The sequence below is a fragment of the Streptomyces sp. NPDC085927 genome (assembly GCF_044540975.1).
GTDB lineage: Bacteria > Actinomycetota > Actinomycetes > Streptomycetales > Streptomycetaceae > Streptomyces > Streptomyces hirsutus.
In genome coordinates this window covers 66,111-92,015 of record NZ_JBITSN010000014.1, presented here as the reverse complement: position 1 = coordinate 92,015, position 25,905 = coordinate 66,111, and the positions used below count along the sequence as shown (strand labels likewise).

At 71.1% G+C, this 25,905-nt stretch carries 26 protein-coding genes; 12 read left to right on the top strand and 14 right to left on the bottom strand.

Going from position 1 to position 25,905, the window contains the following annotated elements:
• The first annotated feature begins 56 nt into the window (after positions 1 to 56).
• On the top strand, positions 57 to 1,307 hold the full coding sequence (locus ACIF80_RS29120) for a PTS transporter subunit EIIC (RefSeq protein WP_399810099.1): 1,251 nt from the start codon (positions 57 to 59) through the stop codon (positions 1,305 to 1,307).
• A 154-nt stretch (positions 1,308 to 1,461) separates the two neighbouring features.
• On the opposite strand, the gene ACIF80_RS29115 is transcribed toward ACIF80_RS29120, so the two are convergent.
• The gene (locus ACIF80_RS29115; protein WP_399810097.1) at positions 1,462 to 2,214 is read right to left on the bottom strand and encodes an MBL fold metallo-hydrolase; all 753 of its coding nucleotides are present in this window, start codon (positions 2,212 to 2,214) and stop codon (positions 1,462 to 1,464) included.
• Between the two features lie 203 nt (positions 2,215 to 2,417).
• Between ACIF80_RS29115 and ACIF80_RS29110 the strand changes: the two genes are divergently transcribed.
• Complete coding sequence (locus tag ACIF80_RS29110; protein WP_399810095.1) at positions 2,418 to 2,906, top strand: type II toxin-antitoxin system PemK/MazF family toxin; 489 nt, start codon at positions 2,418 to 2,420, stop codon at positions 2,904 to 2,906.
• Between the two features lie 106 nt (positions 2,907 to 3,012).
• On the opposite strand, the gene ACIF80_RS29105 is transcribed toward ACIF80_RS29110, so the two are convergent.
• The 7 genes from ACIF80_RS29105 to clpS all read right to left on the bottom strand — a co-directional run bounded on the left by ACIF80_RS29105 (position 3,013) and on the right by clpS (position 8,136).
• Positions 3,013 to 3,963 (bottom strand): PLP-dependent cysteine synthase family protein, encoded by a 951-nt coding sequence (locus tag ACIF80_RS29105; RefSeq protein ID WP_399810093.1) that lies wholly within the window; start codon positions 3,961 to 3,963, stop codon positions 3,013 to 3,015.
• 5 nt (positions 3,964 to 3,968) lie between these two features.
• A complete protein-coding gene (locus ACIF80_RS29100; protein WP_399810092.1) occupies positions 3,969 to 4,310 on the bottom strand; it encodes a MoaD/ThiS family protein in 342 nt (113 codons plus the stop codon).
• 124 nt (positions 4,311 to 4,434) lie between these two features.
• A complete protein-coding gene (locus ACIF80_RS29095) occupies positions 4,435 to 4,530 on the bottom strand; it encodes a putative leader peptide (RefSeq protein WP_324618299.1) in 96 nt (31 codons plus the stop codon).
• A gap of 164 nt (positions 4,531 to 4,694) precedes the next feature.
• Positions 4,695 to 5,117, bottom strand: a complete 423-nt coding sequence (locus ACIF80_RS29090; protein WP_388439585.1) for a Mov34/MPN/PAD-1 family protein — start codon at positions 5,115 to 5,117, stop codon at positions 4,695 to 4,697.
• A gap of 84 nt (positions 5,118 to 5,201) precedes the next feature.
• Complete coding sequence (locus ACIF80_RS29085; protein ID WP_399810089.1) at positions 5,202 to 6,629, bottom strand: amino acid permease; 1,428 nt, start codon at positions 6,627 to 6,629, stop codon at positions 5,202 to 5,204.
• 502 nt (positions 6,630 to 7,131) lie between these two features.
• Positions 7,132 to 7,734, bottom strand: coding sequence for a DUF2017 domain-containing protein (locus ACIF80_RS29080; protein WP_399810088.1), 603 nt, complete (start codon positions 7,732 to 7,734; stop codon positions 7,132 to 7,134).
• A gap of 84 nt (positions 7,735 to 7,818) precedes the next feature.
• Complete coding sequence (gene clpS, locus ACIF80_RS29075) at positions 7,819 to 8,136, bottom strand: ATP-dependent Clp protease adapter ClpS (RefSeq protein ID WP_399810086.1); 318 nt, start codon at positions 8,134 to 8,136, stop codon at positions 7,819 to 7,821.
• A 99-nt stretch (positions 8,137 to 8,235) separates the two neighbouring features.
• Between clpS and ACIF80_RS29070 the strand changes: the two genes are divergently transcribed.
• On the top strand, positions 8,236 to 9,588 hold the full coding sequence (locus ACIF80_RS29070) for a nicotinate phosphoribosyltransferase (RefSeq protein WP_399810085.1): 1,353 nt from the start codon (positions 8,236 to 8,238) through the stop codon (positions 9,586 to 9,588).
• Between the two features lie 104 nt (positions 9,589 to 9,692).
• The gene (locus tag ACIF80_RS29065; RefSeq protein WP_399810084.1) at positions 9,693 to 10,280 is read left to right on the top strand and encodes a nicotinamidase; all 588 of its coding nucleotides are present in this window, start codon (positions 9,693 to 9,695) and stop codon (positions 10,278 to 10,280) included.
• A gap of 60 nt (positions 10,281 to 10,340) precedes the next feature.
• Here ACIF80_RS29065 and ACIF80_RS29060 read toward each other — a convergent pair whose 3' ends face one another.
• Both ACIF80_RS29060 and ACIF80_RS29055 read right to left on the bottom strand, forming a co-directional pair.
• Complete coding sequence (locus ACIF80_RS29060; protein ID WP_399810082.1) at positions 10,341 to 10,703, bottom strand: hypothetical protein; 363 nt, start codon at positions 10,701 to 10,703, stop codon at positions 10,341 to 10,343.
• Between the two features lie 123 nt (positions 10,704 to 10,826).
• Positions 10,827 to 13,199, bottom strand: a complete 2,373-nt coding sequence (locus ACIF80_RS29055) for an immune inhibitor A domain-containing protein (protein ID WP_399810080.1) — start codon at positions 13,197 to 13,199, stop codon at positions 10,827 to 10,829.
• Positions 13,200 to 13,578: 379 nt separating this feature from the next.
• On the opposite strand from ACIF80_RS29055, the gene ACIF80_RS29050 reads away from it, so the two are divergent.
• Positions 13,579 to 13,869, top strand: coding sequence for a hypothetical protein (locus ACIF80_RS29050; RefSeq protein ID WP_399810078.1), 291 nt, complete (start codon positions 13,579 to 13,581; stop codon positions 13,867 to 13,869).
• Between the two features lie 52 nt (positions 13,870 to 13,921).
• On the opposite strand, the gene ACIF80_RS29045 is transcribed toward ACIF80_RS29050, so the two are convergent.
• Together ACIF80_RS29045 and ACIF80_RS29040 are read right to left on the bottom strand one after the other, a co-directional pair.
• The gene (locus tag ACIF80_RS29045) at positions 13,922 to 14,653 is read right to left on the bottom strand and encodes an RDD family protein (RefSeq protein ID WP_399810076.1); all 732 of its coding nucleotides are present in this window, start codon (positions 14,651 to 14,653) and stop codon (positions 13,922 to 13,924) included.
• 146 nt (positions 14,654 to 14,799) lie between these two features.
• Positions 14,800 to 16,416, bottom strand: a complete 1,617-nt coding sequence (locus tag ACIF80_RS29040; protein ID WP_399810075.1) for an RDD family protein — start codon at positions 16,414 to 16,416, stop codon at positions 14,800 to 14,802.
• Positions 16,417 to 16,643: 227 nt separating this feature from the next.
• Between ACIF80_RS29040 and ACIF80_RS29035 the strand changes: the two genes are divergently transcribed.
• Positions 16,644 to 17,054 carry an SsgA family sporulation/cell division regulator gene (locus ACIF80_RS29035; RefSeq protein WP_399810074.1) on the top strand — a complete coding sequence of 137 codons (411 nt, stop codon included), beginning with the start codon at positions 16,644 to 16,646 and terminating at the stop codon, positions 17,052 to 17,054.
• Positions 17,055 to 17,083: 29 nt separating this feature from the next.
• On the opposite strand, the gene ACIF80_RS29030 is transcribed toward ACIF80_RS29035, so the two are convergent.
• Positions 17,084 to 18,499: an FAD-binding oxidoreductase gene (locus ACIF80_RS29030; protein ID WP_399810073.1), complete on the bottom strand. Its 1,416-nt coding sequence runs from the start codon at positions 18,497 to 18,499 to the stop codon at positions 17,084 to 17,086.
• A 116-nt stretch (positions 18,500 to 18,615) separates the two neighbouring features.
• Here ACIF80_RS29030 and ACIF80_RS29025 point away from each other — a divergent pair, with 116 nt between their 5' ends.
• Positions 18,616 to 20,139 carry a tetratricopeptide repeat protein gene (locus tag ACIF80_RS29025; protein ID WP_399810072.1) on the top strand — a complete coding sequence of 508 codons (1,524 nt, stop codon included), beginning with the start codon at positions 18,616 to 18,618 and terminating at the stop codon, positions 20,137 to 20,139.
• A 78-nt stretch (positions 20,140 to 20,217) separates the two neighbouring features.
• On the opposite strand, the gene hppD is transcribed toward ACIF80_RS29025, so the two are convergent.
• Positions 20,218 to 21,366 (bottom strand): 4-hydroxyphenylpyruvate dioxygenase, encoded by a 1,149-nt coding sequence (gene hppD / locus ACIF80_RS29020; protein ID WP_399810071.1) that lies wholly within the window; start codon positions 21,364 to 21,366, stop codon positions 20,218 to 20,220.
• Positions 21,367 to 21,497: 131 nt separating this feature from the next.
• On the opposite strand from hppD, the gene ACIF80_RS29015 reads away from it, so the two are divergent.
• The 5 genes from ACIF80_RS29015 to ACIF80_RS28995 all read left to right on the top strand — a co-directional run bounded on the left by ACIF80_RS29015 (position 21,498) and on the right by ACIF80_RS28995 (position 25,892).
• Positions 21,498 to 21,998, top strand: coding sequence for an Lrp/AsnC family transcriptional regulator (locus ACIF80_RS29015; RefSeq protein WP_399810070.1), 501 nt, complete (start codon positions 21,498 to 21,500; stop codon positions 21,996 to 21,998).
• A gap of 76 nt (positions 21,999 to 22,074) precedes the next feature.
• Positions 22,075 to 22,722 carry an ABC transporter permease gene (locus tag ACIF80_RS29010; protein ID WP_399810069.1) on the top strand — a complete coding sequence of 216 codons (648 nt, stop codon included), beginning with the start codon at positions 22,075 to 22,077 and terminating at the stop codon, positions 22,720 to 22,722.
• Positions 22,715 to 24,019: an ABC transporter ATP-binding protein gene (locus ACIF80_RS29005; RefSeq protein WP_399810067.1), complete on the top strand. Its 1,305-nt coding sequence runs from the start codon at positions 22,715 to 22,717 to the stop codon at positions 24,017 to 24,019. Before ACIF80_RS29010 ends, ACIF80_RS29005 begins: the two co-directional genes overlap by 8 nt.
• The gene (locus ACIF80_RS29000) at positions 24,016 to 24,927 is read left to right on the top strand and encodes an ABC transporter permease (RefSeq protein WP_399810065.1); all 912 of its coding nucleotides are present in this window, start codon (positions 24,016 to 24,018) and stop codon (positions 24,925 to 24,927) included. The genes ACIF80_RS29005 and ACIF80_RS29000 overlap by 4 nt, the downstream gene beginning before the upstream one ends.
• Positions 24,924 to 25,892, top strand: coding sequence for a glycine betaine ABC transporter substrate-binding protein (locus ACIF80_RS28995; RefSeq protein ID WP_399810063.1), 969 nt, complete (start codon positions 24,924 to 24,926; stop codon positions 25,890 to 25,892). Before ACIF80_RS29000 ends, ACIF80_RS28995 begins: the two co-directional genes overlap by 4 nt.
• Positions 25,893 to 25,905 lie beyond the last annotated feature (13 nt).

The window sequence follows — 25,905 nt, the reverse complement described above, 5'->3', positions numbered from 1 at the left end:
ATGCTAGAAACAGGTCTACACCACTCAGTGGTGTAGACCACCACGATGGAGGAAGTATGAGCACCGCCACCGCCTCGGCGGCTCCCGCAAAGAAGCGGGGATCCGGCCTGTTCCAGGGCCTGCAAAAGGTGGGTCGCAGTCTCCAGCTCCCGATCGCCGTGCTGCCGGCGGCGGGCATTCTGGTGCGGCTCGGCCAGCCCGACGTGTTCGGCGCCGACGGGTTCGGCTGGGACAAGGTCGCGGCCGTGTTCGCCACCGCGGGCGGCGCGATCTTCGACAACCTGCCGCTGCTGTTCTGCATCGGTGTGGCCATCGGCTTCGCCAAGAAGTCCGACGGCTCCACGGCGCTCGCCGCCCTGGTCGGCTTCCTGGTCTACAGCAACGTCCTGAAGGCGTTCCCCGTCACCGAGGCGAAGGTGCAGGCCGGCGAGGACATAGCCGCGACCTACAACAACCCCGGTGTGCTCGGCGGCATCCTGATGGGTCTGCTGGCGGCGGTGCTCTGGCAGCGCTACCACCGCAAGAAGCTGGTGGACTGGCTCGGCTTCTTCAACGGCCGCCGGCTCGTGCCGATCATCATGGCGTTCGTCGGCACCGCGATGGGTGTCTTCTTCGGCCTGGTCTGGGAGCCGATCGGTGACGGCATCTCGGCGGTCGGCGAGTGGATCACCGGGCTCGGCGCGGTCGGCGCGGGTCTGTTCGGCCTGATCAACCGCGCGCTGATCCCGATCGGCATGCACCAGTTCGTGAACACCGTCTCCTGGTTCCAGATCGGCGACTTCACCAACGCCGCGGGCGAGGTCGTGCACGGTGACCTGAACCGCTTCTTCGCGGGTGACCCGGACGCCGGAATGTTCATGTCGGGCTTCTTCCCGATCATGATGTTCGGTCTGCCGGCCGCCGCGATCGCCATCGCGCACGCCGCCCGCCCGGAGCGCCGCAAGGCCGTGATGGGCATGATGGTCTCCCTCGCGCTGACCTCCTTCGTGACCGGTGTGACCGAGCCCATCGAGTTCGCGTTCATGTTCATCGCCCCGGCGCTGTACGTGATCCACGCGGTGCTCACCGCCCTGTCCATGGCGATCACCTGGGCGCTCGGGGTGCACGCGGGCTTCACCTTCTCCGCGGGCGCCATCGACTACGGGCTCAACTGGAACCTGGCGACCAGGCCATGGCTGATCATCCCCATCGGTCTGGTGTTCGCGGCGGTCTACTACGTGCTCTTCCGCTTCGCCATCGTCAAGTTCAACCTGCCGACCCCGGGCCGTGAGCCCGAGGAGGAGGTCGAGGACACCACCAAGGCGTGAGCGGTCCTCGTCGTCCCACGGCGACAGCGTGACCGAGGCCCCGGAGCCGTCGAGGACGACGGTTCCGGGGCCTCGGTGCGTGCGGGCACGGGTGTGTGCGGGCGCGGATGTGTGCGCGGGTCTGCGGACCTGCGGGCGGGCGGGGTACGGGTGGTCAGATCACGTACGTCACGCCGGGCGCCGCCAGTTCCACCGGCCCGTCGTAGACCGCGCGCGCGTCGGCGAGGTTGACCTGCGGGTCGGTCCACGGGGCGATGTGGGTGAGGACCAGCCGGCGGGCGCGGGCGCGGGCCGCCGACTCACCCGCCTCGCGTCCGTTGAGATGCAGGTCGGGGATGTTCTCCTTGCCGGCGGTGAAGGCGGCCTCGCACAGGAACAGGTCGGTGTCGTGGGCGAGTTCGTCGAGCGCCGTGCTCACTCCGGTGTCGCCGGAGTACGTCAGCGACTTCCCTCCGTGCTCGAGACGGATGGCATACGCCTCCACCGGGTGCGCGACGCGTTCGGTGTGCACGACGAACGGGCCGAGCTCGAAGGTGGACGGCTTGACCGTGTGGAAGTCGAAGACCTCGCTCATGGAGGAGGCCGAGGGGGTGTCGGCGTAGGCCGTGGTCAGCCGGTGCTCCGTGCCCTCGGGTCCGTAGACCGGGAGCGGGTCGCAGCGGCCTCCGTCGTGCCGGTAGTAGCGCACCACGAAGTACGCGCACATGTCGATGCAGTGGTCGGCGTGCAGGTGGCTGAGGAAGATCGCGTCCAGGTCGTAGAGACCGCAGTGTCGCTGCAACTCGCCCAGGGCGCCGTTGCCCATGTCGAGAAGCAGCCGGAAGCCGTCGGCCTCGACGAGGTAGCTCGAACAGGCCGATTCCACGGACGGGAACGACCCCGAGCAGCCGACGACGGTGAGCTTCATGAAGCAGAAACCTCCGCTGGCGGGGGAGTGAAAACGGGGGTCGTGCGGTCCGTCGAGCGTAAGGCGCAAAACCTTTGGTCGCTCCTCCGCCAAGGGCTGTTGTGGGGGAACTCACCTGTGCTGTCACCGGTTCGGCTGGAAGCGGATCACGCGGGGCGTGCGAGAGGGCGCACGGCCGCGGCCCACGCCGGTACGGTCGGGTCATGAACACGTCGTGGTGGCTCGCACTCGTCGCGGTGGTACTGCTCGCGCTGGTCGCCGCACTCGTCGACGGATGGGGCCGGGGGCACCGTCCCCGCGTCCGGAGTGCGCCGGCCGGAGCGGGGACCGGCACGGACGACGGGGGCGGCCGGCCCCGGCCCGCGGAGATCTGGTGGGCGGACGTGCCCTACGAGGATGTGCCGCGGGCGGGGAACGGGGTGCCGGCGGAGGGCGGGGCGTCGAAGGACCGGCCGTGCCTGGTGCTGGCGGTGCGCGGGGAGCGGGCGACGGTCGCGAAGATCACGACACGCTTCCGGGACGGACGCGCCGGGGTGATCCCCCTGCCGCCGGGGTCCGTCGGGGACGCCCGGGGCCGGGCGAGTTTCCTGGAGACCGACGAGCTGCGCGAGGTCCCGGTACGGGAGTTCCGGCGCAGGGTGGGGCCCGTCGACCCGGCGGTGTGGAACCGGATCCGGTATCTGGCGGAGTGATCACGTCGGAACATGTGGCGGAACACGGGCCGGAGGACGGCGAAGGGGCCGGAGTGGATCTCCGGCCCCTTCGTGTTCTGCCCTTGTGTCCGTCCTGCCCCGCGGGTCACGCCCAGAGCTGGCCCTGGAGCGTTTCGATGGCCTCTTCCGTCGTGGCGGCGGTGTAGACACCGGTCGACAGGTACTTCCAGCCGCCGTCGGCGACGACGAAGACGACGTCGGCCGCCTCCCCCGCCTGGAGCGCCTTCTTCGCGACGCCGATCGCGGCGTGCAGGGCGGCCCCGGTGGAGACACCGGCGAAGATGCCTTCCTGCTGGAGGAGTTCACGGGTCCGGGTGACGGCGTCGGCGGAGCCGACCGAGAACCGGGTGGTGAGGACGGAGGCGTCGTACAGCTCGGGGACGAAGCCCTCGTCGAGGTTGCGCAGCCCGTAGACGAGGTCGTCGTAGCGGGGTTCGGCGGCGACGATCTTCACGTCGGGCTTGTGCTCGCGCAGGTAGCGGCCGACGCCCATGAGGGTGCCGGTGGTGCCGAGGCCGGCCACGAAGTGCGTGATCGAGGGCAGGTCGGCGAGGATCTCCGGGCCGGTGGTCGCGTAGTGGGCGCCCGCGTTGTCCGGGTTGCCGTACTGGTAGAGCATCACCCAGTCCGGGTGCTCGGCGCCGATCTCCTTGGCGACCCGCACGGCGGTGTTGGAGCCGCCGGCGGCCGGGGAGGAGATGATCTCCGCCCCCCACATGGACAGCAGGTCGCGCCGTTCCTGCGAGGTGTTCTCGGGCATCACGCACACCATGCGGTAGCCCTTGAGCTTGGCGGCCATGGCCAGGGAGATGCCGGTGTTGCCGGACGTCGGCTCCAGGATGGTGCAGCCCGGGGTCAGCCGGCCGTCCTTCTCCGCCTGTTCGATCATGAACAGGGCCGGACGGTCCTTGATCGAGCCGGTCGGGTTGCGGTCCTCGAGCTTCGCCCAGAGACGGACGTCGGCGGACGGCGAGAGCCGCGGCAGGCGCACCAGGGGGGTGTTGCCCACCGCGGCCAGGGGGGAGTCGTAGCGCATCCGGATCAGGCCATTCCCGCCCGCCGCCCGGCCGCCACCCCAGCCGGACGCGGCTTCGCCGCGACAGATCCACCTGCCACGGCCGGCAGGATCGTGACGCTGTCGCCGTCGGTCAGCTTGGTGTTGATGCCGTCGAGGAAGCGGACGTCCTCGTCGTTGAGGTAGACGTTGACGAAGCGGCGCAGCTGGTCGCCCTTGGTGTCGTCGATGAGGCGGGCCTGGATGCCCGCGTGCCGGGTCTCGAGGTCGGCGAAGAGCTCGGTGAGGGTGTTTCCGGTACCCTCCACCGCCTTCTGACCGTCGGTGTACTGGCGGAGGATGGTGGGGATCCGGACCTCGATGGCCATGGCGTGGGACTCCTGTCGGTGTTGTCGTCTGGTCGGTGGGCGCGCGGCGGCGCGGGCGGTGCGTGGGGGTGCGTACGCGGTGAAGCCGCCGGGGCTCACGGGCCGTACGGCGGGAGGCTCGGTGTCAACAGATGGCGCTGGCGAGTCTGCACAGGTCGACGTGCAGCCGCGCCACGAGCAGCTTGCCCGGCGTCCTGTCGCTCACGTCATGGAGAACCATGGGCTCATCGTATCGATTCCCGATGGCGGGATCCGAGTGTCGTCTCACACTTCGGAAGACGGACGACCGGTATGTGGGAACGGGCAGGTGGGGGCTCCGCCGGGTACTGCTCGAACGGGCTCCGGGAGGGGCCGGGAAAGGGCCGGAAGAGGGCGGGGAAGGGATCAGTACGCCTCGACGACCTTGATCTCCTCCTCGGTGACCTCGCCGTCCACGATCCGGAACGAGCGGAACTGGAAGTCGCCGAGGCCGTCGGTGTCGGCGGTGGAGACCAGGACGTAGTGGGCGCCGGGCTCGCTCGCGAGGGCGATGTCGGTGCGGGAGGGGTGGGCCTCGGTCGCGGTGTGGGAGTGGTAGACGATCACCGGCTCCTCGTCGTTGTCGTCCATCTCGCGGTACAGCTTGAGCAGGTCCTTCGAGTCGAACTCGTAGAACGTGGGCGAGCGGGCCGCGTTCAGCATGGGGATGAAGCGCTCGGGGCGGCCGGAGCCCACCGGGCCCGCCACCACGCCGCACGCCTCGTCGGGGTGGTCCTCGCGCGCGTGGGCGACGATCCGGTCGTACAGCTCCTGGGTGATGGTCAGCATGGGGCTCAGGATAAGCATGCGGGCCGCTCCGTACCGAGGGGTGGTACGGAGCGGCCCGCATGCCGGACAGGGAGTGGGTGCGCCCTAGCCGTCGATCTTCTCGAGATCCGGCTCACGACGCCGGACGACCTGCGGGTTCCGGTCCTTGAGGACCACCCAGCCGACCCCCAGGGCGGCGGCCCAGCCGGCCATCACGTAGAGGCAGATCCTCGCGTCCGCGTCGATCGCGATGAGGACGGTGACGAAGAGCAGGAACGCGATGGCGATGTAGGAGCACAGCGAGCCGCCCGGGGCGGGGAAGGAGGAAGCGGGGAGCCTTCCCGCGACGACCTGCCGGCGGTAGAGGACGTGGCTGATGAGGATCATCAGCCACGTCCAGATGCCGGCCGCGGTGGCGATGGAGGTGACGTAGCCGAAGGCCTTCTCCGGGACGACGTAGTTCAGGACGACGCCGATGCCCATGAAGACCACGGAGGTGGCGATGCCGAGCGCCGGGGTCTTGGTGGAGGACAGCCGCCGGTAGATGCCCGGGGCCTCGCCGTTGTCCGCGAGGGTGCGCAGCATGCGGCCCGTGGAGTACATCCCGGAGTTGCAGGAGGACAGGGCGGCGGTCAGGACGACGAAGTTGACGATGCCGGCGCCGGCCGGGATGCCGATGACCGCGAACGCCTTCACGAAGGGGCTGGCGCCGCCGGCGAACTCGGTCCACTCGACCACGCACAGGATGACGGTCAGGGCACCGACGTAGAACAGGGCGATGCGCCAGGGCAGGGTGTTGATCGCCTTGGGGAGGGTCTTCTCCGGGTTCTGGGACTCGCCGGCCGTGACGCCGACGAGTTCGACGGCGAGGTAGGCGAACATGACGCCCTGGAGGGTCATCAGGGACGAGCCGATGCCCTTGGGGAAGAAGCCGTCGACGGCCCAGAGGTTGGAGACGGACGCGGTGTCCCCGGCGGCGCTGAAGCCGAAGGTGAGGACGCCCAGGCCGATCACGATCATGCCGATGATCGCGGTGACCTTGACCATCGAGAACCAGAACTCGATCTCGCCGAACAGCTTGACCGAGATCAGGTTCGCCCCGAAGAGGAGGACCAGGAAGACCAGGGCGGTGACCCACTGCGGGATCTGCGGGAACCAGTAGTTGATGTAGATCGCGGCGGCCGTGAGTTCGGCCATGCCGGTGACGATCCACATCAGCCAGTAGGTCCAGCCGGTGAAGTAGCCGAAGAACGGGCCGAGGAACTCCCGCGAGTACTCGGCGAAGGAGCCCGAGACCGGGCGGTAGAGCAGGAGCTCACCGAGCGCCCGCATGATGAAGAAGATGATCACGCCGGCGAGGGCGTACATCACGATCAGGCTGGGTCCGGCCTTGGCGATGTTCGCCCCGGCCCCCAGGAAGAGGCCGACGCCGATGGCGCCGCCGATCGCGATCATCTGGACCTGACGGCTGTTGAGGCCGCGCTCGTACCCTTCTCCGGGTACGGACTCCGTGTCGACCTGCGGTGAGGCCATGTGTGCCGCGCCTTTCTCCATGCCGATCCGGGCCGCTGGCCGGCCCCGGATCGGGTCTCGATCCCCCCGGACTGATGGAGCTGAGCGTGTCCGCTCGTGCCTGGCCGGCGGTCGCCGGCTCGGTGGCGCACCCGGCGAGTACACGGGTGGTGTTCGCCGGGCGATCGTGCAGATTTATCACGGCCGCCATAGTGATCAATCGGGCCGCGCGTGGCGCACGCCACAAGGAGAAGGGGGCAAAGCGTGACCGAAAAGCCCATAGGCGGCGGGCGCGGTCACAGGATTGTCACGCGGATTTGAGTGTCCTCTGAGCGAACACTTCACCGGAATTGTCCGGACATTCCCACCGGATGTCCGGATGTACGGCATGGATGACGCGAGCCGCGCGACCGTGTGGCCGCGCGGCTGCGTGGTGGGACTGCGGAGGGCGGCCGGTCGGCGCACGGGCGGGCCGCCGCGCGGTCGGGCGGCCGCACGAGAGCACGGTGCGGGCCGCGTGGGGTTACGGCATCAGCGTGGAGACGAGGGTCTCCTGGAGGCCGCCGAGCCACAGGTACGCCATCACCATGGGCTTGCGCGGGTCCTCGTCCGGGAGACGGAAGAGGAGATCGGTGTCGTCCTCGTCGTCGATCTCCAGCCGGGACCCGATCGCCAGCCGCAGGTCGTTGAGCGCGCCGAGCCACTGCCGGGACTCCTCGGCGGAGAGCTTGAGCACCGCCCCTCCCCCGCCGGCCTCGGTGAGCCCGTCCAGGGAGCGGATCACCGCGAGGGCGTTCTCGCGCTTGCCGGCCCGCAGGTCGTTCTCGGTGAAGCGGCGGAACTCCGCGGAGTGCGCGCGCTGTTCCTCGGCGTCCTTGGCCGAGGTAGGCGTCTCGGGGCCGCCGTAGGCGTCCGGGAAGAGCCGGCGCAGCACGGGGTCGGCGGGCGGTTCGCTCGGGCCCTCGGCGAAGAGTTCGGCGAGCGGGTCACCGGAGGCCTCCGCGGCCGGGCCGGGACCGATCAGCTCCATGAGCTGCACGGCGAGGGACCGGATGATGGAGATCTCGACGTCGTCGAGGGCGACGGCCGCGCCGCCGCCGGGGAGCGGTTCGAAGTGTCCTGACATGGAGGCGATTCGCTACTTCCGGTCCTGCGGGCGGGGGCGGGTCACGGGCGGGCTGCTGTTCGGTTTTCCGGTCCTGTCGGCGGGCTACTTCCGGTCCTGCTGGAGAGTGGCCCACAGGCCGTAGCCGTGCATGGCCTGGACGTCGCGTTCCATTTCCTCGCGGGTGCCGCTGGAGACGACGGCCCGGCCCTTGTGGTGGACATCGAGCATGAGCTTGGTGGCCTTGTCCTTGGAGTAGCCGAAGTACGTCTGGAAGACGTACGTCACGTAGCTCATGAGGTTGACCGGGTCGTTGTGGACGAGGGTGATCCAGGGGACGTCGGACTCGGGCACGGCGAAAACCTCTTCCGCCGACTCGGTGCGTTCGATCTCCAGGGGTGCGGGTGACGTCACACAGCCCATGCTGCCACCGGAAGGGGCCGGGAGTACAAACCGGCGTACGCGGCCGGGGGACACCGCACCGAAATCGTCAGAACGACGAAAAGGGGGTAGCATCCTCGTATGAACACAGCGGACCTTGGGCTGCCGGTGACTGTTCCGTCGACGGCACTCTTCACCGACCACTACGAACTGACGATGCTGCAGGCCGCCCTGAGCGGGGGCACCGCCGACCGGCGCAGCGTGTTCGAGGTCTTCACCCGGCGCCTGCCGGACGGCCGCCGCTACGGCGTGGTGGCCGGCACCGGGCGGGTCCTGGACGCGGTGGAGAACTTCCGTTTCGACGGCCCCCTCCTCGATTTCCTGCGCGAGAAGGACGTCGTCGACGGGCCGACCCTCGACTGGCTGGCCGACTACCGCTTCACCGGGGACATCTGGGGCTACCCGGAGGGCGAGGTGTACTTCCCGGGCTCACCGATCATGCGGGTCGAGGGCAGCTTCGCGGAGTGCGTGCTGCTGGAGACGGTGATCCTGTCGATCCTCAACCACGATTCGGCGATCGCCGCGGCGGCCTCCCGGATGTCCTCCGCCGCCGGGGACCGGCCGCTGATCGAGATGGGCGCCCGGCGCACCCACGAGCTGGCCGCGGTGGCCGCCTCCCGGGCCGCCTACGTGGGCGGCTTCACCTCCACCTCCGACCTGGCGGCCGGTTTCCGCTACAACATCCCGACCGTGGGCACCTCCGCCCACGCCTTCACCCTGGTGCACGACAACGAGCGGGACGCCTTCCGCGCGCAGGTGGACTCCCTCGGCGCCGGTACGACGCTCCTCGTGGACACCTACGACGTGACCGAGGCGGTCCGTACGGCCGTCGAGGTCGCCGGCCCCTCCCTGGGCTCGGTCCGGATCGACTCCGGCGACCTGCTCCTGGTCGCGCACCGGGTGCGGCAGCAGCTGGACGAGCTGGGCGCCACCGGCACGAAGATCACCGTGACCTCGGACCTCGACGAGTACGCCATCGCCTCGCTGGCCGCCGCACCGGTGGACGCGTACGGCGTCGGCACCCAGCTGGTGACCGGCTCCGGGCACCCGACGGCCTCCATGGTCTACAAGCTGGTCGCCCGTGCCGAGTCCGCCGACGCCGGGGCGCCGCTGGTGCCCGTGGCGAAACGGTCCTCCGGCGGCAAGACCTCCATCGGCGGCCGCAAGTGGGCCGCGCGGCGGCTGGACGAGCACGGTGTCGCCGAGGCCGAGGTGATCGGCACCGGGCAGGTGCCCGAGGAGCTGGCCGACCGGCAGCTGCTGGTGGAGCTGGTCAAGGGCGGCGAGGTGACCGCGACCGCGCGCGAGCCGCTGGACCGGCTCCGCGAACGGCACGCCGCGGCCCGCGCCGGCCTGCCGCTGTCCGCGACCCAGCTGTCCCGCGGGGAACCCGTCATCCCGACGGAGTACCTGCACCTGGGCTCGGGTAGCTAACGGCTGTCCCGCGAGCCCCCGTCCCTGATCCCTCTGTCCGTGACCCCTCTGTCCCGCGTTCCGCAGCCGACCCCCGACCGACCCCCAGCCGAAGGAATCCGACCATGCGCCGCGCCTTGATCGTCGTTGACGTGCAGAACGACTTCTGCGAGGGAGGCAGCCTCGCCGTGTCCGGCGGTGCGGATGTGGCCGCCGCCATCACCGAGCTGATCGCACGGGTGCCGGGCGGGTACCGGCACGTGGTGGCCACCCGCGACCACCACATCGCCCCCGGCGGCCACTTCGCCGACAACCCCGACTTCGTCCGCTCCTGGCCCGCGCACTGCGTCGCCGGGACGGAGGGCGTCGGCTTCCACCCGAACTTCGCCCCCGCGGTCGCCTCCGGCGCGGTCGACGCCGTCTTCGACAAGGGGGCGTACTCGGCGGCGTACAGCGGCTTCGAGGGGACCGAGGAGAACGGCGTGACGCTGGCCGACTGGCTGCGCGCCCGCGAGATCGACGAGGTGGACGTGGTGGGCATCGCCACCGACCACTGCGTCCGGGCGACCGCCCTGGACGCCGCCCGTGAGGGCTTCCGCACCCAGGTCCTGCTGGACCTCACCGCGGGGGTGGCCGCACAGACCACCGAGCGGGCACTCGACGAGCTGCGCGGGGCGGGTGTGGAGCTCTCGGGGAAGCCGGTCGTGCAGTGAGGGCGCCCCGCCGGGGCGCGGGTGCGCCGGCCTGGCGGGGGCCGGCCGGGCGCGCGCCGGTCAGGCGGGGGCCGCGGGGCGTCTGAGCAGGGCGCGGATCGGGTGCCACAGCTCGACCACCAGGTCGCCGGGACCGGACGGGCCGGGGCCGGGCAGGACCGTGCTGTCGGGGGCCGTGCGCCATATGAGGCCGTCGGGGTGGTGCAGCACCGCGGTGATCTCGTCGGGGCTCGGCGGAGCCGTGTTGCCCCGCAGGTAGACGGCCCGCAGGCCCAGGTTGCGCAGCCTCGTCAGGGCGCGCGCCCTGTTGCCCGCGTGCACGAGGACGCGCACCGAGCCGGGGCCGGCGGCGGCGGGGCTGGGCAGGTTCAGTGCCACCACCACGGTGCCGTTCGGCAGCTTGCTGAAGCCTCCTGCGGCCATGGAATTCATACCCCCGTCGGACCAGGTGTCAATAAGAGCGTCACAGGACGCACCTAAACACGGAACGGCGGCAACCCGCCAGTGGGTCGCCGCCGATCACGTTTTGACCTGGTAAGACGCGGTTTACTTCGTTGCGCGGCTTACTTCGAGGTGGATCGTCGAGCCGTCCTTGGCCTCCTTGACGATCTTGATCTTCGTGTTGGTGTCAGTGATCTTGACGCCGCCGCCCGGGTTCGCCTCGTCGTAGTAGGTGTGGGCGCGGTCGTTGAAGACCGGCACACCCTTCGAGGAGGGGATCCTGGTCGCGACGCCGTTCTTGTGCAGCGTGATGCCGTCCGTGCGGAAGGTGCTGAAGGTCGAGTCGTACGTCTGGATGCGGTTGCGCATCAGCGTGCCGTCGGACCACTTCAGCGCGGCCGGGTGCGAGTCGACCGGCAGGACCAGACCCGTGCCCGGGTGGCTGCTGGTGTTGTTGTCCGCCTGCGAGGTGTCCCACTTCCAGATCAACAGGCCGTTCTGGTACGGGAAGTGCTCCACCCAGTCCGGACGGCTGTTCGCGAAGCCGAAGTTGTACGGCCCGACCTTGAGGGTCTTGTCGTACGACACGTACTGGCGGTTCTCGGCGATGTAGTACTGCGCGTAGTCGTTGGTGAACGACGCGCCGATGCGGGAGAAGCCGTTGGCCGTCCAGGCGGCGTCGGCGGTCTCGGCGTTGTCCGTGAACAGCGCGGTGCCGTCCGCGGTGACCGAGATCCGGTCGGCCGCGAAGCCCTTCATCGCCAGACCGCCGTCGGTCTGGTAGCGGAAGCGCAGGTCGATCTTCTGGCCGGCGTAGGCGTCCAGCGGGTAGGCCAGCGGCTTGTAGCCGTCGACCGTGCCGTGCAGGGCGGGCTTGTCGCTGCCGTCGCGCGGGATCGGCCGGCCGTCCACCGTGCCGTCCAGGGCGGTCCAGTTGGCGCCGCCGTCGGTCGAGGCCTCGGCGTAGAGGAAGTCGTACTCGGACTCGATCTCGTACCAGCCGTCGAGCGTCAGCTCGGCGCTCGAGGCGCCGGTGAGGTCCACGGAACGGGTCAGCGTGTTGCGCAGGTCGTCGCCGCTGCCGCTCCACCACTGGGTCTCGCCCTCGGCGGGGACCACGACCTCGGTGGTGACCGCCTTCTCGGGCAGTTCGACCACGAGGGCCTGCTTGTCCTTGGTGTTGTACTCGGCGTAGCCCAGCTTGTGCTTGGACTTCGTCGCGGCCTTGGCCGTGTCGTAGTCCAGCCAGCCCAGCTGGAGCTTGTCCCAGGCGGTCATGTCGCCGGGCAGGTCGCCGATCTCGTTCTTCCCGGTGCCGAGCCAGGAACCGGAGGACATCAAGGTCCAGAAGCCGGTGGAGTTCTCGCCGCCGGCGGTGTCGTAGTGGTCCGGCAGGCCGAGGTCGTGGCCGTACTCGTGGGCGTAGACGCCCAGTCCGCCGTTCTCCGGCTGGATGGTGTAGTCGCCGACCCAGATGCCGGTGTCGCCGATGGCCGCGCCGCCGAGCTTGTTGTGCTCGGGGCCGGTGGCGCCGGCGTCGCTGCCGAAGGCGTACCAGCGGTGGGCCCAGATCGCGTCCTCGCCCTGGGCACCGCCGCCGGCGGACTCGTCCTCACCGGCGTGCACGATCTGGAAGTGGTCGATGTAGCCGTCGGGCTCGTTGAAGTCGCCGTCGCCGTCGAAGTCGTAGCGGTCCCACTCGTCGAACTTCGCGGCGTCCGCCTTGATCTCGGCGTCGGTGGCTCCCGCGGCCTTCTGCTGGGCGACCCACGCGTTCAGACCGTCGCTGACGACGTTCCACACGCTCGAGCAGGTGCTCTGGCCGCAGGCGTTGTTGCCGTAACGGGCCTCGTTGTAGGGGACCTTCACCCAGTCGGAGACCTCGCCCTCGACGGAGTAGCGGCCCGAGGACTGTTTCTCGTAGTACGTCTTGACCGACTCGACACCCTTGCCGGTGCCGAAGTACATGTCCTCGAAGTGCTCCTGGTCGTAGTCCGCCTGCCACGCGGTGGAGTTGTCCACGCTGCGGTCCGGCTCGGCGATCTGGTTGTGCAGCGGGCCGGGGGTGCCGCCGTAGCGGCTGTCTATCTCGTCGCCGAACTCGACCAGGATCGTGAAGATCTTGTCGGTCTTCTCGCGGCCGAGCTCGACGTACTTGCCGGCGCCGTTCTTGCCCTTGCCCTTGCCCTTGAGCTCGACGACCTTCGAACCGCCCCGGTCCTTGACCGAGGACTCGCCGGATATGACCTGCTTCAGGGCCTCCTGGCGCTGGGCGTCCTGCGTCTTGGAGAGCGGGCCCTCGAGGTCGTGCTCGACGTGGTTGTGCTCCGCCGGGTCCTGCCGGTCCACACCGGCCGGCCGGTCGGCCCCTCCGGCCGTGTCGGCCTGGGCCACGGTGAACGCAGAGCAGGTGGCGGTGACCGCCGCGAGTGCCACGCCTGTCGCGGCCGCTCTGAACGTCCAGGGTCTACTGGTCACTTGAGATCCCCTCTGGCGTGCGTGTGCGCGAAGGTGAGGTCCGGGTGACGGATAGTCGCGCACACGTGATCAACGCGTGTAGTCAAGTGACCACATTTGACTAGAGGTTCAGCAGAAAAAACAGACCTTGACTTGAACAGTTCAAGTGGATTATGCGGAGACAGGGTTCGTTTTACGGACACGGGAGGACTGTTTACGGACATGGGGGGCCTGTTTCACCGTCGAGATGACTCCGTGCGCCCCCTGTGCACCAGTCCTGTCGGTTAGGTCACGCTTACTGTGCGTTCCGCTCGGGCACGCTCGCGGTTAGAGTCGCTTGGCGGCACACCGTTGAGCCGGTGGAACGCCAGGCCGACAGCCCCCGACTCACGAGGACACGATGGCCATGCCCCGTCCGACTGTCGCTCAGTTCGCCTACGGTTCGTGCACCGTGGTCTTCTCCACCTTCGCCCTGCTGCTGTTGTCACAGACGAGTTCGGGCGTGGGCATCGCGCTCGTCGTCGTCGCGGCGCTCGCTCTCGGGCTGCTGGTGGCCATGACGGCGCCTCAGTCGAAACCCCGCCCCGCCCCGGTGCTGCGGTCACTGCCGCAGGAGCCGGTCCGGGCGACCCTCCCCTCGCCGGCGACCGTGCCGGCCCGCGAAGCCGTGCGGGAGCGGGCGGTTTCCTGACACCGGCCGGCCGCGGGCGTCCTTCACCGGGGGCCCGCCGGCCGGCCCCGTGTCACCCGGTGCTGACCACGACCGTCTTGGCGGCCTTGTCGTGCAGGCCCTGCTTGTAGGGCTTGTCGAAGAAGCTCCAGCCGCCCGCGATCACGGTCCACACGCAGGCGCAGCAGAACGCGAACGGAATCCACAGCACGGCGGCGCGCATCAGTGACGTCTGCACGGAGGGCGTCGAGCCGTCGGACAGGTCGGCCACCCGCAGCTTCAGCCACTTCTTGCCGAGGGTCTGCCCGGTGCGGGAGGTCAGGACGGTGTCGTAGGCGATGTAGAGGACCGCGGCGACGAGGGACTGGGTGAAGGACTTGCCCACGTTGACCTCGTCGCCGCTCACGTCGTACTCGCTCACGCCGAACGGCCAGGTGAGCAGCCAGACGACAAAACCCACCAGGATCATGTCGATGATCCGGGCGAGGGTGCGCCTGCCGCTGTCGGCGAGGGGCGGCATCCCGGCGAGGGGGTCGCCGGGGCCGGGACCGTACGGGCTGCCGCCGCCACCCCCGTAGGGGTCGCCGCCTCCTCCTCCGTACGGGCCACCGGTGCCACCGCCGTACGGACCGCCACCGCCGCCACCACTGCCGTAGGGGTCACCGCCCCCGCTTCCGTACGGACCGCCGCCGTAAGGGCCGCCGCCTTGCTGCGGCGGGGGCTGGCCGCCGGGCGGGGGGTGCTTCTTGAACGGGTCGTCGTCCGGCGGCTGCTGACCGGAGCCGGGGGGCGGTTCGGTACTCATGGCCCGAGTCGACCGCGAACCCCCCGGCCGCGCATCCGGCGAGCCGCCGTCCGGAGTACCGGCGCCGCGGCCCGCCCGCGCAGCCGGTCCGAAAGGGTGAGTCCCCGTCCGTTCCCGTGTGGTTCCCCGTGGTTCCGGCCGGGTGGTCAGCCCGCCACGAACGTGTGCGCGGCCTTGTCGTGCCAGCACTGCCGCCACGGCTTGTCGAACAGGCACCACAGGACGCCCACCACACCGATGACGAGCACTCCCGGGATGCTGTAGACCAGCCAGCGGCGCAGGGCCGCGCCGAACCCGGGCGCGTCGTGCCCCTCGATGTCCCGCACCTCGAGACCCAGCAGCTTCTTGCCCAGGGTGCGGCCCCACTTGGCGGTGGGCAGCACCTCGCAGAGGACACCGCCGAGGAGGAGGACGGCGAGGACGATGCCCAGGTACACCGACGTGGTGCCGTCGAGCAGCCACACCGTGACGGTCCTGCCGGACAGTCTGGCCGCTTCGATCTTCTCGTCGACGTGGTCCGCCGCCGCGATGCCCAGCGGTACGGCGGCCAGGGCGGTGATGCCGCCGAGGACGACGGTGTCCAGCAGCCGCGCCGTCAGCCGCTTGCCGAGCCCCGCGGGGCGGGCCGAGGCCTGACGCCTGGCGGCGGCCTGGAAGACGTCCTCGACCGGCGGCTTCCACGGCGCGACCGGCGCCTCCTCCCCGTCCGCGAGCCGGTGCACCTGCTGCGCCCAGGACGACTGGCCGCCACCGTGACCGCTCGTCAGCGGCCGGGAGGCGGAAGCGGGGGCGGGAGCGGGGGCGGGCATGGGGGCGGGCGCGGGCATGGGGACGGGGGCGGGCGCGGGCTCCGGTGCGGCGGACTGGGGCGGGACGGCCGGGGCCGCGGAGGCCTGCTGCGGCCCGGACACCGGTGCCGCGGCCGGACTGCTCCCGCTGCCCGCCTGCCCGGAGGCCGTACGTGCGGCACGGGCGGCGGCGGCCTTCCCGGCCCCGAACCCGGGACGCCCGGACGACCCGGGTGATCCGGACGACGCGGAACCGGAGGAGGCCGCGCCGGAACCCTGGCGTGGGCCGACGGCGCGGAAGGTCATGGTGCCCTCGTCCGCGATCGCGCTGTCGGAGGCCGCGGCGGGCGCGGAGGGCTCAAGGGCTCCGGCGGAACCGCTGTCCGCGCTCGGCGGCTTGGCCGTCGGCGGGCGGAACACGAACGTGTTGCCCGCGGGCGCCGCACCGGCATCCGCACCGTCCGGGCCCGTGGGCTCGCCGCCCGCCGGGCCGGACGCGTGCGCCACTCTCGGGTCCGCTCCCCAGGAGACCCGGCGGTCCTGGTCGCCGCCGAAACCGGTCTGGTGGGAACGGTCGGCACCCCATGCCGAGGCGGGCTCGGGCCGGCTGCCGTGCTGGGAGTCGGCCGGCAGGGGAGACGGGGAGAAGGGAGAGGACGGAGACGGGACCTGGGAGGGCGAAGGCGAAGGGGGCGAGGACGAGGACGACGGTGAGGGCCCGTCGACCGGGTCCTCGTCGAAGAAGTGCGGGCCGGTCTCCTCGACGGTGGGCACCGCCGGGGCGGAACCGGAGGAACCGGCACCGGCGGACGCCGACGGCGCGAGCGGCGCGCCGCCGCCGTCCGGCGCCGGACGGCTGGTGCCCGGTACCCAGGCGGCACCGTTCCAGTACCGGACGTATCCGGGAATGGACGGGTCCGGGTAAAAGCCTTCGCGCGGCGTGTCGTCGCCGGGGGCCGGGGTTGGGGCGCTCATGTCCGTCGTCCCGTATCTGCTCGCGGGTGGGTCGGGGGCACCACATTTATCAGACGGGTGCGAGAACCAGGGTGTGTCCGGCCGGACACACCCCTTTCGAGCACCGATGTGGTACCGCGAAAAAACTTTCGCGGACCCGCGTAATGCTCCCGGCCCCTCCCCCTCTCCCCTGGGACGGCCCCTCGCGGGCACCTGTACGAGAGTTCACGAGAGAGAGGACCTGCGCCATGGGCATCGTGGTGGAGCGCGAAGTGGAACTGCGGCTCATCCTGTCGCCGGAGCGGGACGTCCCGGTGTCGGCCCGGCTCGGCTACCGCACCGACGACCCCTACGCCGTGCACATCACCTTCCACATCGACTCCGGGCAGCCGGTGCACTGGACGTTCGCCCGCGAACTGCTGATCGAAGGCGTGTTCCGGCCGTGCGGGCACGGTGATGTGCGGGTGTGGCCGTCGAGGGCGGAGGGGCGCGGCGTCGTCCTGGTGGCGCTGAGCTCGCCCGACGGGGACGCCCTGCTGGAGGTGCCGACGGCGCAGGTGTCGTCGTGGCTGGAGCGGACGCTGCGGGTGGTTCCGCCGGGCAGCGAGAGCGGGCGGCTCGGGCTGGACGACGGACTGGCCGCGCTGCTCGCCCCGTGAGGGCACGGGGTGCGCGCCGGGGCGGCGGGTCAGAAGAGCTTGCCCGGGTTCAGGAGGTTCAGCGGGTCGAAGACCTGTTTGACGGCCCGCTGCATCTCCATGCCCACCGGGCCGATCTCGCGGGCCAGCCATTCCTTCTTCAGTACGCCGACGCCGTGTTCGCCGGTGATGGTGCCGCCGAGTTCCAGGCCGAGGGCCATGATCTCGTCGAAGGACTCGCGGGCCCGGCGGGACTCGTCGGGGTCCTGGGCGTCGAAGCAGACGGTCGGGTGGGTGTTGCCGTCCCCCGCGTGGGCGACGACACCGATGGTGAGCCGGTACTTCTCCGCGATCCGCTCGACGCCGTCGATGAGTTCGCCGAGCCGGGAGCGGGGCACGCACACGTCGTCGATCATCGTGGTGCCCTTGACCGCCTCCAGGGCGACCAGGGACAGGCGCCGGGCCTGGAGCAGCAGTTCGGACTCGGCGGCGTCCTCGGCCGGTACGACCTGGGTGGCGCCGGCCGCCTCGCACAGCGCGCCGAGGGCGGTGAGGTCGGCGGCGGGGTCGGTGGTGTCGAACGCGGCGAGCAGCAGGGCCTCGGTGCTCTCCGGCAGTCCCATCCGGGTCATGTCGTTGACGGCCTTGACCGTCGTACGGTCCATGAGCTCGAGGAGTGAGGGGACGTGCCCGCCGGCCATGATGCGGCACACGGCCTCGCAGGCGGCGGCGCCGGAGGCGAACTCGGCGGCCAGCACCAGCTGCTCGGGCGGTTTGGGCCGCAGGGCGAGGGTCGCGCGCACGACGACGCCCAGGGAGCCCTCGGAGCCGACGAACAGGCGGGTCAGGTCGTATCCGGCGACGCCCTTGGCGGTGCGGCGGCCGGTGGACATCAGGCGGCCGTCGGCGAGGACCACGTCGAGGCCGAGCACGTACTCGGCGGTGACGCCGTACTTCACGCAGCACAGCCCGCCGGAGGCGGTGCCGATGTTGCCGCCGATGGTGCAGGTCTCCCAGCTGGAGGGGTCGGGCGGATAGTAGAGGCCGTGTTCGCCGACGGCACGGGAGAGGGTGGCGTTGACGACGCCGGGTTCGACGACGGCGACCCGGTCGACGGGGTTGATCTCCAGGATGGCGTCCATCCTGGTCAGGGAGAGCACGATGCATCCGTCGGTCGCGTTGGCGGCGCCGGACAGACCGGTGCGGGCGCCCTGCGGGACGACGGGGACGCGCAGGGCGGTGGCGGTGCGCATGACGTGCTGCACCTGTTCGGCCGTGCGGGGCAGGACGACCACCGCCGGGGCGCCGGCCGGGCAGAAACTCGCCATGTCGTTGGCGTAGGAGGCCGTGACGTCGGGGTCGGTGAGCACCGCCTCGGAGGGCAGGCCGTCGAGCAGCCGGCCGACGAGAGGTCCGGCCGCCACCGTGTCTTCATCGCTTCGCGCTTCGATACGGCTCACGATCACAGCGTGACACCTGGGGCCATCGGTGTGAACCCCACGTACGTCACCCGGTCGTAAGCCGTCGCGAACCGGGGTGTGGTTCGTCGTATCGACGGATGATGTGACGCACAGTGTGCGCCATGGACGACAAGCCGCAGGAGACCGGGAGCGGGGACGAGACCCGTCGGCAGGACGAGCCCCGTGAACAGGGCGAAACCCGTGGACAGGACGGGACCCGTGGACAGGACGGCGCCCCGGAGCGGGGGAAGGCCCCTGGACGGGCGGGTCGCGGGCGCCGGGTGCGGCTCGGTTCGGCCGCCGCCGGGTGTGCCGTGCTCGGCGGGGTGCTGGTGCTGCTGCCGTGGGAGCGCGGGGCGGACGGGCCGCCGGAGCCGGCAGCCGGGGCGCGGGCGCAGGCGGCGGTGGCCGGCGGGGTGCCGGCGTCGCTGCCCGATCTGGAGGCGCTGGTCGAGGAGCGGGAGCGGCATCTGAAGGAGCACCCGAAGGACGCGGAGGCCTGGGCGGTGCTCGGAGCGGCCCGGGTGGAGCAGGGGCGGCGGCTGGGGGACCCCGCGCGGTACTCGCGGGCCGAGCAGGCGCTGCGCACCTCGCTGAAGGTGCGGCCGCGGGGCAACGCCGCGGCGCTGCGCGGGCTGGCGGCGCTGGCGAACGCGCGCCGCGACCATCCCGCCGCCCTCGAGTGGGGCGAGCGGGCGCGGAAGCTGGAGCCGAAGCGGTGGACGACGTATCCCCCGCTGGTCGAGGCGTACGCCGGGCTCGGTGACGGCGAGGCGGCGGGGAGGACGCTGGACCGGCTGAAGGCGTTGCGGTCGGATCCGGCCGTGATGGCGCTGGCGGCGGCCGTGGACCGGGACAAGGGCCGGCAGGAGGACGCGGCGGCCCAGCTCGCCGGCGCCGCCGCGGCGGCCGGGGAACCGGCCGAGCGGGCGGCGTACCTGGAGCAGGCCGGGCAGCTGGCCTGGGAGCGCGGCGACCGGGAGGACGCCCTGGGGCACTTCCGGGAGGCGGTGCGCATCGACCCGGACCAGTGGGCGGCGCAGGCGGGGCAGGGCAGGGCGCTGGCCGCGCTCGGCCGGACCACGGAGGCGCTCGACGCCTACCGGGCGGCGCTGGCCCGGCAGCCGCTGCCGGAGTACGAGCTGGAACTGGGCGAGCTGTACGAGTCCCTGGGGCTGCGGCAGGCCGCCCGGGTCCACTACGACCTGCTGCGCTCCCGGGTGCGGAAGGCGGCCGCCCACGGGGCCGACGTGGATCTCGTCCTGGGCCGGTTCGAGGCGGACCACGGGGACCCGGAGGCGGCGGTGCGGCGGCTGCGGACGGAGTGGAAGCGGCAGCCGTCGGCGGCGGTGGCCGACGCGCTGGGCTGGGCGCTGCACCGGTCGGGGCGGTCCGGGGAGGCGCTGGAGTTCGCGGTGCGGGCCACGGAGGAGACGCACGGCGGCGGGGTGCGCAGCGCGCTGCACTCCTTCCACCGGGGCATGATCGAACTCGAGCTGGAGAGGCACGGGCCCGCGCGGCGGCATCTGCGGGAGTCCCTGCGGATCAACCCGTACTTCTCCCCGCTCCGGGTGCCGCGGGCGAAGGCGGCACTGGAACGGCTGGGCGAGCCGCCGGTCGGGGACGGGCCGCCGGACTGGTCGTGAGGAGAGCCGGCGAGGGCCGGACGCGGGAGGGTGTCCCCGCGTCCGGCCCTCGCCGGCATCGGTCCCGCCGTCATCCGGTCACAGGTTGCCGCGGCGTTCCTGCTCCCGCTCGATCGCCTCGAAGAGGGCCTTGAAGTTGCCCTTGCCGAAGCCCATGGAGCCGTGCCGCTCGATGATCTCGAAGAACACGGTCGGCCGGTCCTGGACCGGCTTGGTGAAGATCTGCAGCAGGTAGCCGTCCTCGTCCCGGTCGACGAGGATCTTCAGTTCGCGCAGGGTCTCGACCGGCACCCGGGTCTCGCCGGCCCACTCGCCGAGGGTGTCGTAGTACGAGTCCGGGGTGTCCAGGAAGCTCACGCCGGCCGCGCGCATCTGGCGGACCGTGTGCACGATGTCGTTGCTGTTGAGCGCGATGTGCTGGACGCCGGCGCCGCCGTAGAACTCGAGGTACTCGTCGATCTGGGACTTCTTCTTGGCGACGGCCGGCTCGTTGATCGGGAACTTGACCTTGAGGGTGCCGTCGGCGACCACCTTCGACATCAGCGCGCTGTACTCGGTGGCGATGTCGTCGCCCACGAACTCCTTCATGTTCGTGAAGCCCATGACCTTGTTGTAGAACGCGACCCACTCGTTCATCCGGCCGAGTTCGACGTTGCCGACGCAGTGGTCGATGGCCTGGAAGGACCGCTGGGCGGGCGGCTCGACGATCGGGTCGGCGGCGGCGAAGCCGGGCAGGTAGGGCCCGTCGTAGCCGGTGCGCTCGACGAGGGTGTGCCGGGTCTCGCCGTACGTGGCGATCGCGGCGAGGACGACGGTGCCGTGCTCGTCCTTCAGCTCGTACGGCTCGGCGAGCGGGCGGGCGCCGTGCTCGACGGCGTAGGCGAACGCGGCACGCGCGTCCGGGACCTCGAGGGCGAGGTCGACGACGCCGTCGCCGTGGGCGGCCACGTGCTCGGCGAGGAAGGCGCCCTGTTCGGTGGACTGCTTGATCACCGAGGTGAGGACGAAGCGGGCGGAGCCGCTCTCCAGGACGTAGCTCGCGGTCTCGCGGCTGCCGTTCTCCGGTCCGGAGTAGGCGACCAGCTTCATGCCGAAGGCGGTGGAGTAGTAGTGCGCCGCCTGCTTGGCGTTGCCCACGGCGAAGACGACCGCGTCCATTCCCTTGACCGGGAAGGGATCGGCCTGCCGGGCGGTCGGGTCGGGAGCGTGGTGTGTGGTCTGCGTCATAGGTGCAGGGTGGGCCAGCTCTGCAAGGTGCGCAATAGTTCGCTTGTTCACTGGGCATGGTGTCCAGTGGCCTGCCGCGATCGGCGGGCTTTCTGTACAGGATGACCAGGCGACGAGGAGCGGAGGCCGGCATGGCGATCGATCGGCTGGACGGCCGGATCATCCTGCTCCTCGCGCGCGAGCCCCGGATCGGGGTGCTGGAGATGTCCCGGCGGCTGGGGGTGGCGCGGGGGACGGTGCAGGCGCGGCTGGACCGTCTTCAGTCGAACGGAGTCATCCGCGGCTTCGGTCCCCAGGTGGATCCGGCGGCCCTCGGCTACCCGGTCACGGCGTTCGCGACGCTGGAGATCCGGCAGGGCCAAGGGGCCGATGTCCGGGCGCACTTGACGACCGTTCCGGAGGTCCTGGAACTGCACACCACGACCGGCAGCGGGGACATGCTGTGCCGGCTCGTGGCCCGCTCCAACGCCGATCTCCAACGGGTGATCGACCGTGTCGTCGGTTTTGATGGCATCGTCCGGGCCGCCACGGCGATCGTGATGGAGAACCCCGTTCCGCTGCGGATCATCCCGCTGGTGGAGCAGGCCGCGCTCCTCGAACCGCCGGGCGGGGCCCCGGACGGACCGGACTGAGCCGGACCGGCCCGACCGGGCGGGCGTGGCCGGCCGGACCGACCGGGCGGGCGTGGCCGAGCTGGGGTGAGCGGACGTGAACTTCTGGGAGTACCTGGGCAACCGCCACCAGCAGCTGCTCGTCGACACGTACCAGCACGCGAGCGTGGTCTTCCAGTGCATGGTGGCGGCGACCGTGATCGGCGTGCTGATCGGGGTGTCGACGTACCGCAGCGACTGGGCGGGCAGCCTGGCCACGACCACCACCTCCACCCTGCTGACCATCCCGTCGCTGGCCATGATCGGTCTGCTGATCCCGGTCGTGGGACTCGGGGTGCCGCCGACGGTGATCGCGCTGACGCTGTACGGGCTGCTGCCGATCGTGCGGAACTCGATCGTCGGCCTGCGCGGGGTCGATCCCGCGCTGGTGGACGCGGCCACCGGTATCGGCATGTCGCGGGTGGCCCGGCTGGCCCGGGTGGAACTGCCGCTGGCCTGGCCGCCGATCCTCACCGGGATCCGGGTCTCCACGCAGATGCTGATGGGCATCGCGGCCATCGCCGCGTACGCCTCCGGCCCCGGCCTGGGCAACCTGATCTTCCGCGGGCTCGCCTCGCTGGGCAGCAGCAACGCCCTCAACCAGGTGCTCGCGGGCACCCTCCTGATCGTCCTCCTCGCGCTGCTGTTCGACGCCGCGTACGTCCTGATCGGGCGGCTGACCATCTCCAGGGGGATCCGTGCCTGAGTCACCCGCCCCGGGGACGCCCGGCGCGACCGGCGCACCCGGCGACACCGCCGGGTCCGCCGGAACCACCGGTGCGACCGGCGCCACCATCGAGCTGGAGAGCCTCACCAAGCGGTACCCGGGCAATCCGCAGCCGGCCGTGGACAGCGTCGACATGGAGATCAGGGCGGGCGAGACGGTCATCCTCGTCGGCCCGTCCGGCTGCGGGAAGTCGACCACGCTGAAGATGATCAACCGGCTGATCGAGCCGAGCGGCGGCCGCATCCGCATCGGCGGCGAGGACGTCACCGACATGGACCCGGTGAAGCTGCGCCGCCGGGTCGGGTACGCGATCCAGTCCAGCGGACTGTTCCCGCACATGACGGTGGCCCAGAACATCGCGCTGGTGCCGAAGATGCTGCGCTGGCCGGCGGCCCGGGTGCGGGCGCGGGTGGAGGAGATGCTGGACCTGGTCGGGCTGGACCCGGGCGAGTTCCACGGCCGCTACCCGCGCCGGCTCTCCGGCGGGCAGCAGCAGCGGGTGGGCGTGGCGCGGGCGCTGGCGGCGGATCCGCCGGTGCTGCTGATGGACGAGCCGTTCGGGGCGGTGGACCCCATCACCCGCGACCACCTCCAGAACGAGCTGATCCGGCTGCAGCACGCACTGCACAAGACGATCGTCTTCGTCACCCACGACTTCGACGAGGCGATCAAGCTCGGCGACCGGATCGCCGTCCTGCGCGAGCGCTCGCACATCGCCCAGTTCGACACCCCGGAGGCGATCCTCACCAACCCGGCGGACGACTTCGTGTCCGGCTTCGTCGGCGCCGGGGCCGCGCTGAAGCGGCTGAACCTCACCCGCGTACGGGACGTGGGGATCACCGACTATCCGACGGTGACCGTCGACGACCCGCTCCAGCGGATCTTCGACCTGCTCCGCTCCAGCGGCTCCAACGAGATCCTGCTGCTCGACCGGCGCCGCCGCCCCTACAAGTGGCTCCGGCGCGGCGACCTGATGCGGGCCAAGGGCTCACTGGCCCGCGCGGGCACCCTGGTGCACGACACGGTGACCCGGGACGCCACCCTGCGGGACGCGCTGGAGGCGGTGCTCACCGACAGCTCCGGGCGGGTGGCGGTCACCGGCGGGCGCGGCGTGTACGAGGGCGTCGTCGACGTGGAGACGCTGATGAACTCCGTCCACGAACTGCTGGAGGCCGACCGGCTGGAGGCGATGGAGGCCCAGCACGAACTGGAGGGGCACCGGGCCCCCCGGACGCACGCCGAGCAGGAGGGCGCGGGCGGGGTGGCGGACGCGTGAGCGCCTCTTCCCGGTGGCGGAGGCCCGGCGAGCGGCGGCCCTCCGACGCACACGAGGCCGGAGGGCTCGCCTTCCGTGGCGAGGACGAGGACCAGGACCGGGACGAGGGCGACAGCGGGGAGGGGGCGACGCGGAGGGCCGCCGGATCCATGTCCCCGGCCGCGGCCGCCTCCCCCGTGACGTGGCGGAAGCTGACGCTCCTGCCCGTGGTGCTGATCGTCCTCCTGTTCGCGACCTGGCTGTGGTTCACGCAGGCCGACCTGGACGCGCTGTCCCGGAACGCGCTCTCCGACGGACGGGTGACCAAGGCGCTGTGGCAGCACATCGAACTGACCGTGATCTCGACGTTCTTCGTACTGATCATCGCGATCCCGCTGGGCATCCTGCTGACCCGGCCCAGGTTCCGCAAGGCCTCCCCCGCCGTGCTGACGTTCGCCAACACGGGTCAGGCGACGCCCGCGATCGGTCTGCTCGCGCTGCTGGTGATCTGGCTGGGCATCGGCCGCAGGGCCGCCCTCATCGGCATCATCGCCTACGCCGTGCTGCCGGTGCTCTCCAACACCATCGCGGGCCTGCGGGCCAACGACCCGACGCTGCTGGAGGCGGCGCGCGGCATCGGCATGTCCCCGCTGGGCGTGCTGGCCCGCGTGGAACTGCCCCTGGCCGTCCCCCTCATCCTCGCCGGGGTGCGTACGGCACTCGTGCTGAACGTCGGCACGGCCACGCTCGCGACCTTCGGCGGGGGCGGCGGACTGGGCGTGCTGATCACCACCGGCATCACCAGCCAGCGGATGCCGGTACTGGTGCTGGGCTCGGTGCTCACCGTCGCCCTGGCCCTGCTGGTGGACTGGCTGGCCTCGCTGGCCGAGCTGCTGCTGCGGCCACGAGGGCTGGAGACGGGCGCATGAGGCGCCGCCCGTGCCTGCTGCTCGCCGGAATGCTGCTGGTGGGGCTCTCCTCCTGCGGACTGACCAGCGGCTCCCCCATGGTCGACGACGTGGAACCGGGCTCGATCGGGAAGGGCAGACCCCTCGAGGGCGCGAAGCTCACCGTCACCTCCAAGGAGTTCACCGAGCAGCTGATCCTGGGCGCGATCATGGGCATCGCCTTCCAGGCGGCGGGCGCCGAGGTCGTCGACCGCACCGGCATCCAGGGCTCCGTCGGCTCCCGGGAGGCGGTCGTGGGCGGGGACGCGGACGCCGCGTACGAGTACACCGGCACGGCGTGGATCACCTACCAGGGCAACAGCACACCCCTCCCCGACCCGCGCGAGCAGTGGGAGGCGGTGCGCGAGGCCGACCGGAAGAACGGGGTGACCTGGCTGGAGCCGTCGAAGCTGAACAACACCTACGCCCTGGCCATGAACCGGTCCAACTTCAAGAAGTACGGCACGAGGACGCTGTCGGAGGTGGCCGCGCTGGCGAAGTCCGACCCGGCCGCGGTGACCCTGTGCGTGGAGGGCGAGTTCGCCAACCGGGCGGACGGGCTGCCGGGCCTGGAGAAGGCCTACGGCATGAACGTGGCCGCGGGGAACGTCACGCAGATGGACACCGGGATCATCTACACCCAGACGGCCAAGGGCGCCTGCACCTACGGCGAGGTGTTCACCACCGACGGCCGGATCAAGTCCATGGACCTGGTGGTGATGGAGGACGACAGGAAGTTCTTCCCCAACTACAACGCGGCGCCGGTGGTCAACACCGAGACCCTGAAGGAGTGGCCGGCGATCACCGGGGTCCTGGACCCGGTCTCGGCGAAGCTGGACAACGAGGTGGCGCGGACCCTGAACGCCAAGGTGGACGTGGACGGCGAGGACCCCCACCAGGTGGCGCTGGACTGGATGGTGGACGAGGGGTTCGTCAGGGAGAAGTGAAGCGGTGCGGCGT

Excerpts from the sequence above, each read along its gene's own strand:
- ACIF80_RS29120 (WP_399810099.1), top strand. The coding sequence starts at position 57 with ATGAGCACCGCCACCGCCTCGGCGGCTCCCGCAAAGAAGCGGGGATCC.
- ACIF80_RS29115 (WP_399810097.1), bottom strand. The coding sequence starts at position 2,214 with ATGAAGCTCACCGTCGTCGGCTGCTCGGGGTCGTTCCCGTCCGTGGAA.
- ACIF80_RS29110 (WP_399810095.1), top strand. The coding sequence starts at position 2,418 with ATGAACACGTCGTGGTGGCTCGCACTCGTCGCGGTGGTACTGCTCGCG.
- ACIF80_RS29105 (WP_399810093.1), bottom strand. The coding sequence starts at position 3,963 with ATGCGCTACGACTCCCCCCTGGCCGCGGTGGGCAACACCCCCCTGGTG.
- ACIF80_RS29100 (WP_399810092.1), bottom strand. The coding sequence starts at position 4,310 with ATGGCCATCGAGGTCCGGATCCCCACCATCCTCCGCCAGTACACCGAC.
- ACIF80_RS29095 (WP_324618299.1), bottom strand. The coding sequence starts at position 4,530 with ATGGTTCTCCATGACGTGAGCGACAGGACGCCGGGCAAGCTGCTCGTG.
- ACIF80_RS29090 (WP_388439585.1), bottom strand. The coding sequence starts at position 5,117 with ATGCTGACCATCACCCAGGAGCTGTACGACCGGATCGTCGCCCACGCG.
- ACIF80_RS29085 (WP_399810089.1), bottom strand. The coding sequence starts at position 6,629 with ATGGCCTCACCGCAGGTCGACACGGAGTCCGTACCCGGAGAAGGGTAC.
- ACIF80_RS29080 (WP_399810088.1), bottom strand. The coding sequence starts at position 7,734 with ATGTCAGGACACTTCGAACCGCTCCCCGGCGGCGGCGCGGCCGTCGCC.
- clpS (WP_399810086.1), bottom strand. The coding sequence starts at position 8,136 with ATGGGCTGTGTGACGTCACCCGCACCCCTGGAGATCGAACGCACCGAG.
- ACIF80_RS29070 (WP_399810085.1), top strand. The coding sequence starts at position 8,236 with ATGAACACAGCGGACCTTGGGCTGCCGGTGACTGTTCCGTCGACGGCA.
- ACIF80_RS29065 (WP_399810084.1), top strand. The coding sequence starts at position 9,693 with ATGCGCCGCGCCTTGATCGTCGTTGACGTGCAGAACGACTTCTGCGAG.
- ACIF80_RS29060 (WP_399810082.1), bottom strand. The coding sequence starts at position 10,703 with ATGGCCGCAGGAGGCTTCAGCAAGCTGCCGAACGGCACCGTGGTGGTG.
- ACIF80_RS29050 (WP_399810078.1), top strand. The coding sequence starts at position 13,579 with ATGGCCATGCCCCGTCCGACTGTCGCTCAGTTCGCCTACGGTTCGTGC.
- ACIF80_RS29045 (WP_399810076.1), bottom strand. The coding sequence starts at position 14,653 with ATGAGTACCGAACCGCCCCCCGGCTCCGGTCAGCAGCCGCCGGACGAC.
- ACIF80_RS29040 (WP_399810075.1), bottom strand. The coding sequence starts at position 16,416 with ATGAGCGCCCCAACCCCGGCCCCCGGCGACGACACGCCGCGCGAAGGC.
- ACIF80_RS29035 (WP_399810074.1), top strand. The coding sequence starts at position 16,644 with ATGGGCATCGTGGTGGAGCGCGAAGTGGAACTGCGGCTCATCCTGTCG.
- ACIF80_RS29025 (WP_399810072.1), top strand. The coding sequence starts at position 18,616 with ATGGACGACAAGCCGCAGGAGACCGGGAGCGGGGACGAGACCCGTCGG.
- hppD (WP_399810071.1), bottom strand. The coding sequence starts at position 21,366 with ATGACGCAGACCACACACCACGCTCCCGACCCGACCGCCCGGCAGGCC.
- ACIF80_RS29015 (WP_399810070.1), top strand. The coding sequence starts at position 21,498 with ATGGCGATCGATCGGCTGGACGGCCGGATCATCCTGCTCCTCGCGCGC.
- ACIF80_RS28995 (WP_399810063.1), top strand. The coding sequence starts at position 24,924 with ATGAGGCGCCGCCCGTGCCTGCTGCTCGCCGGAATGCTGCTGGTGGGG.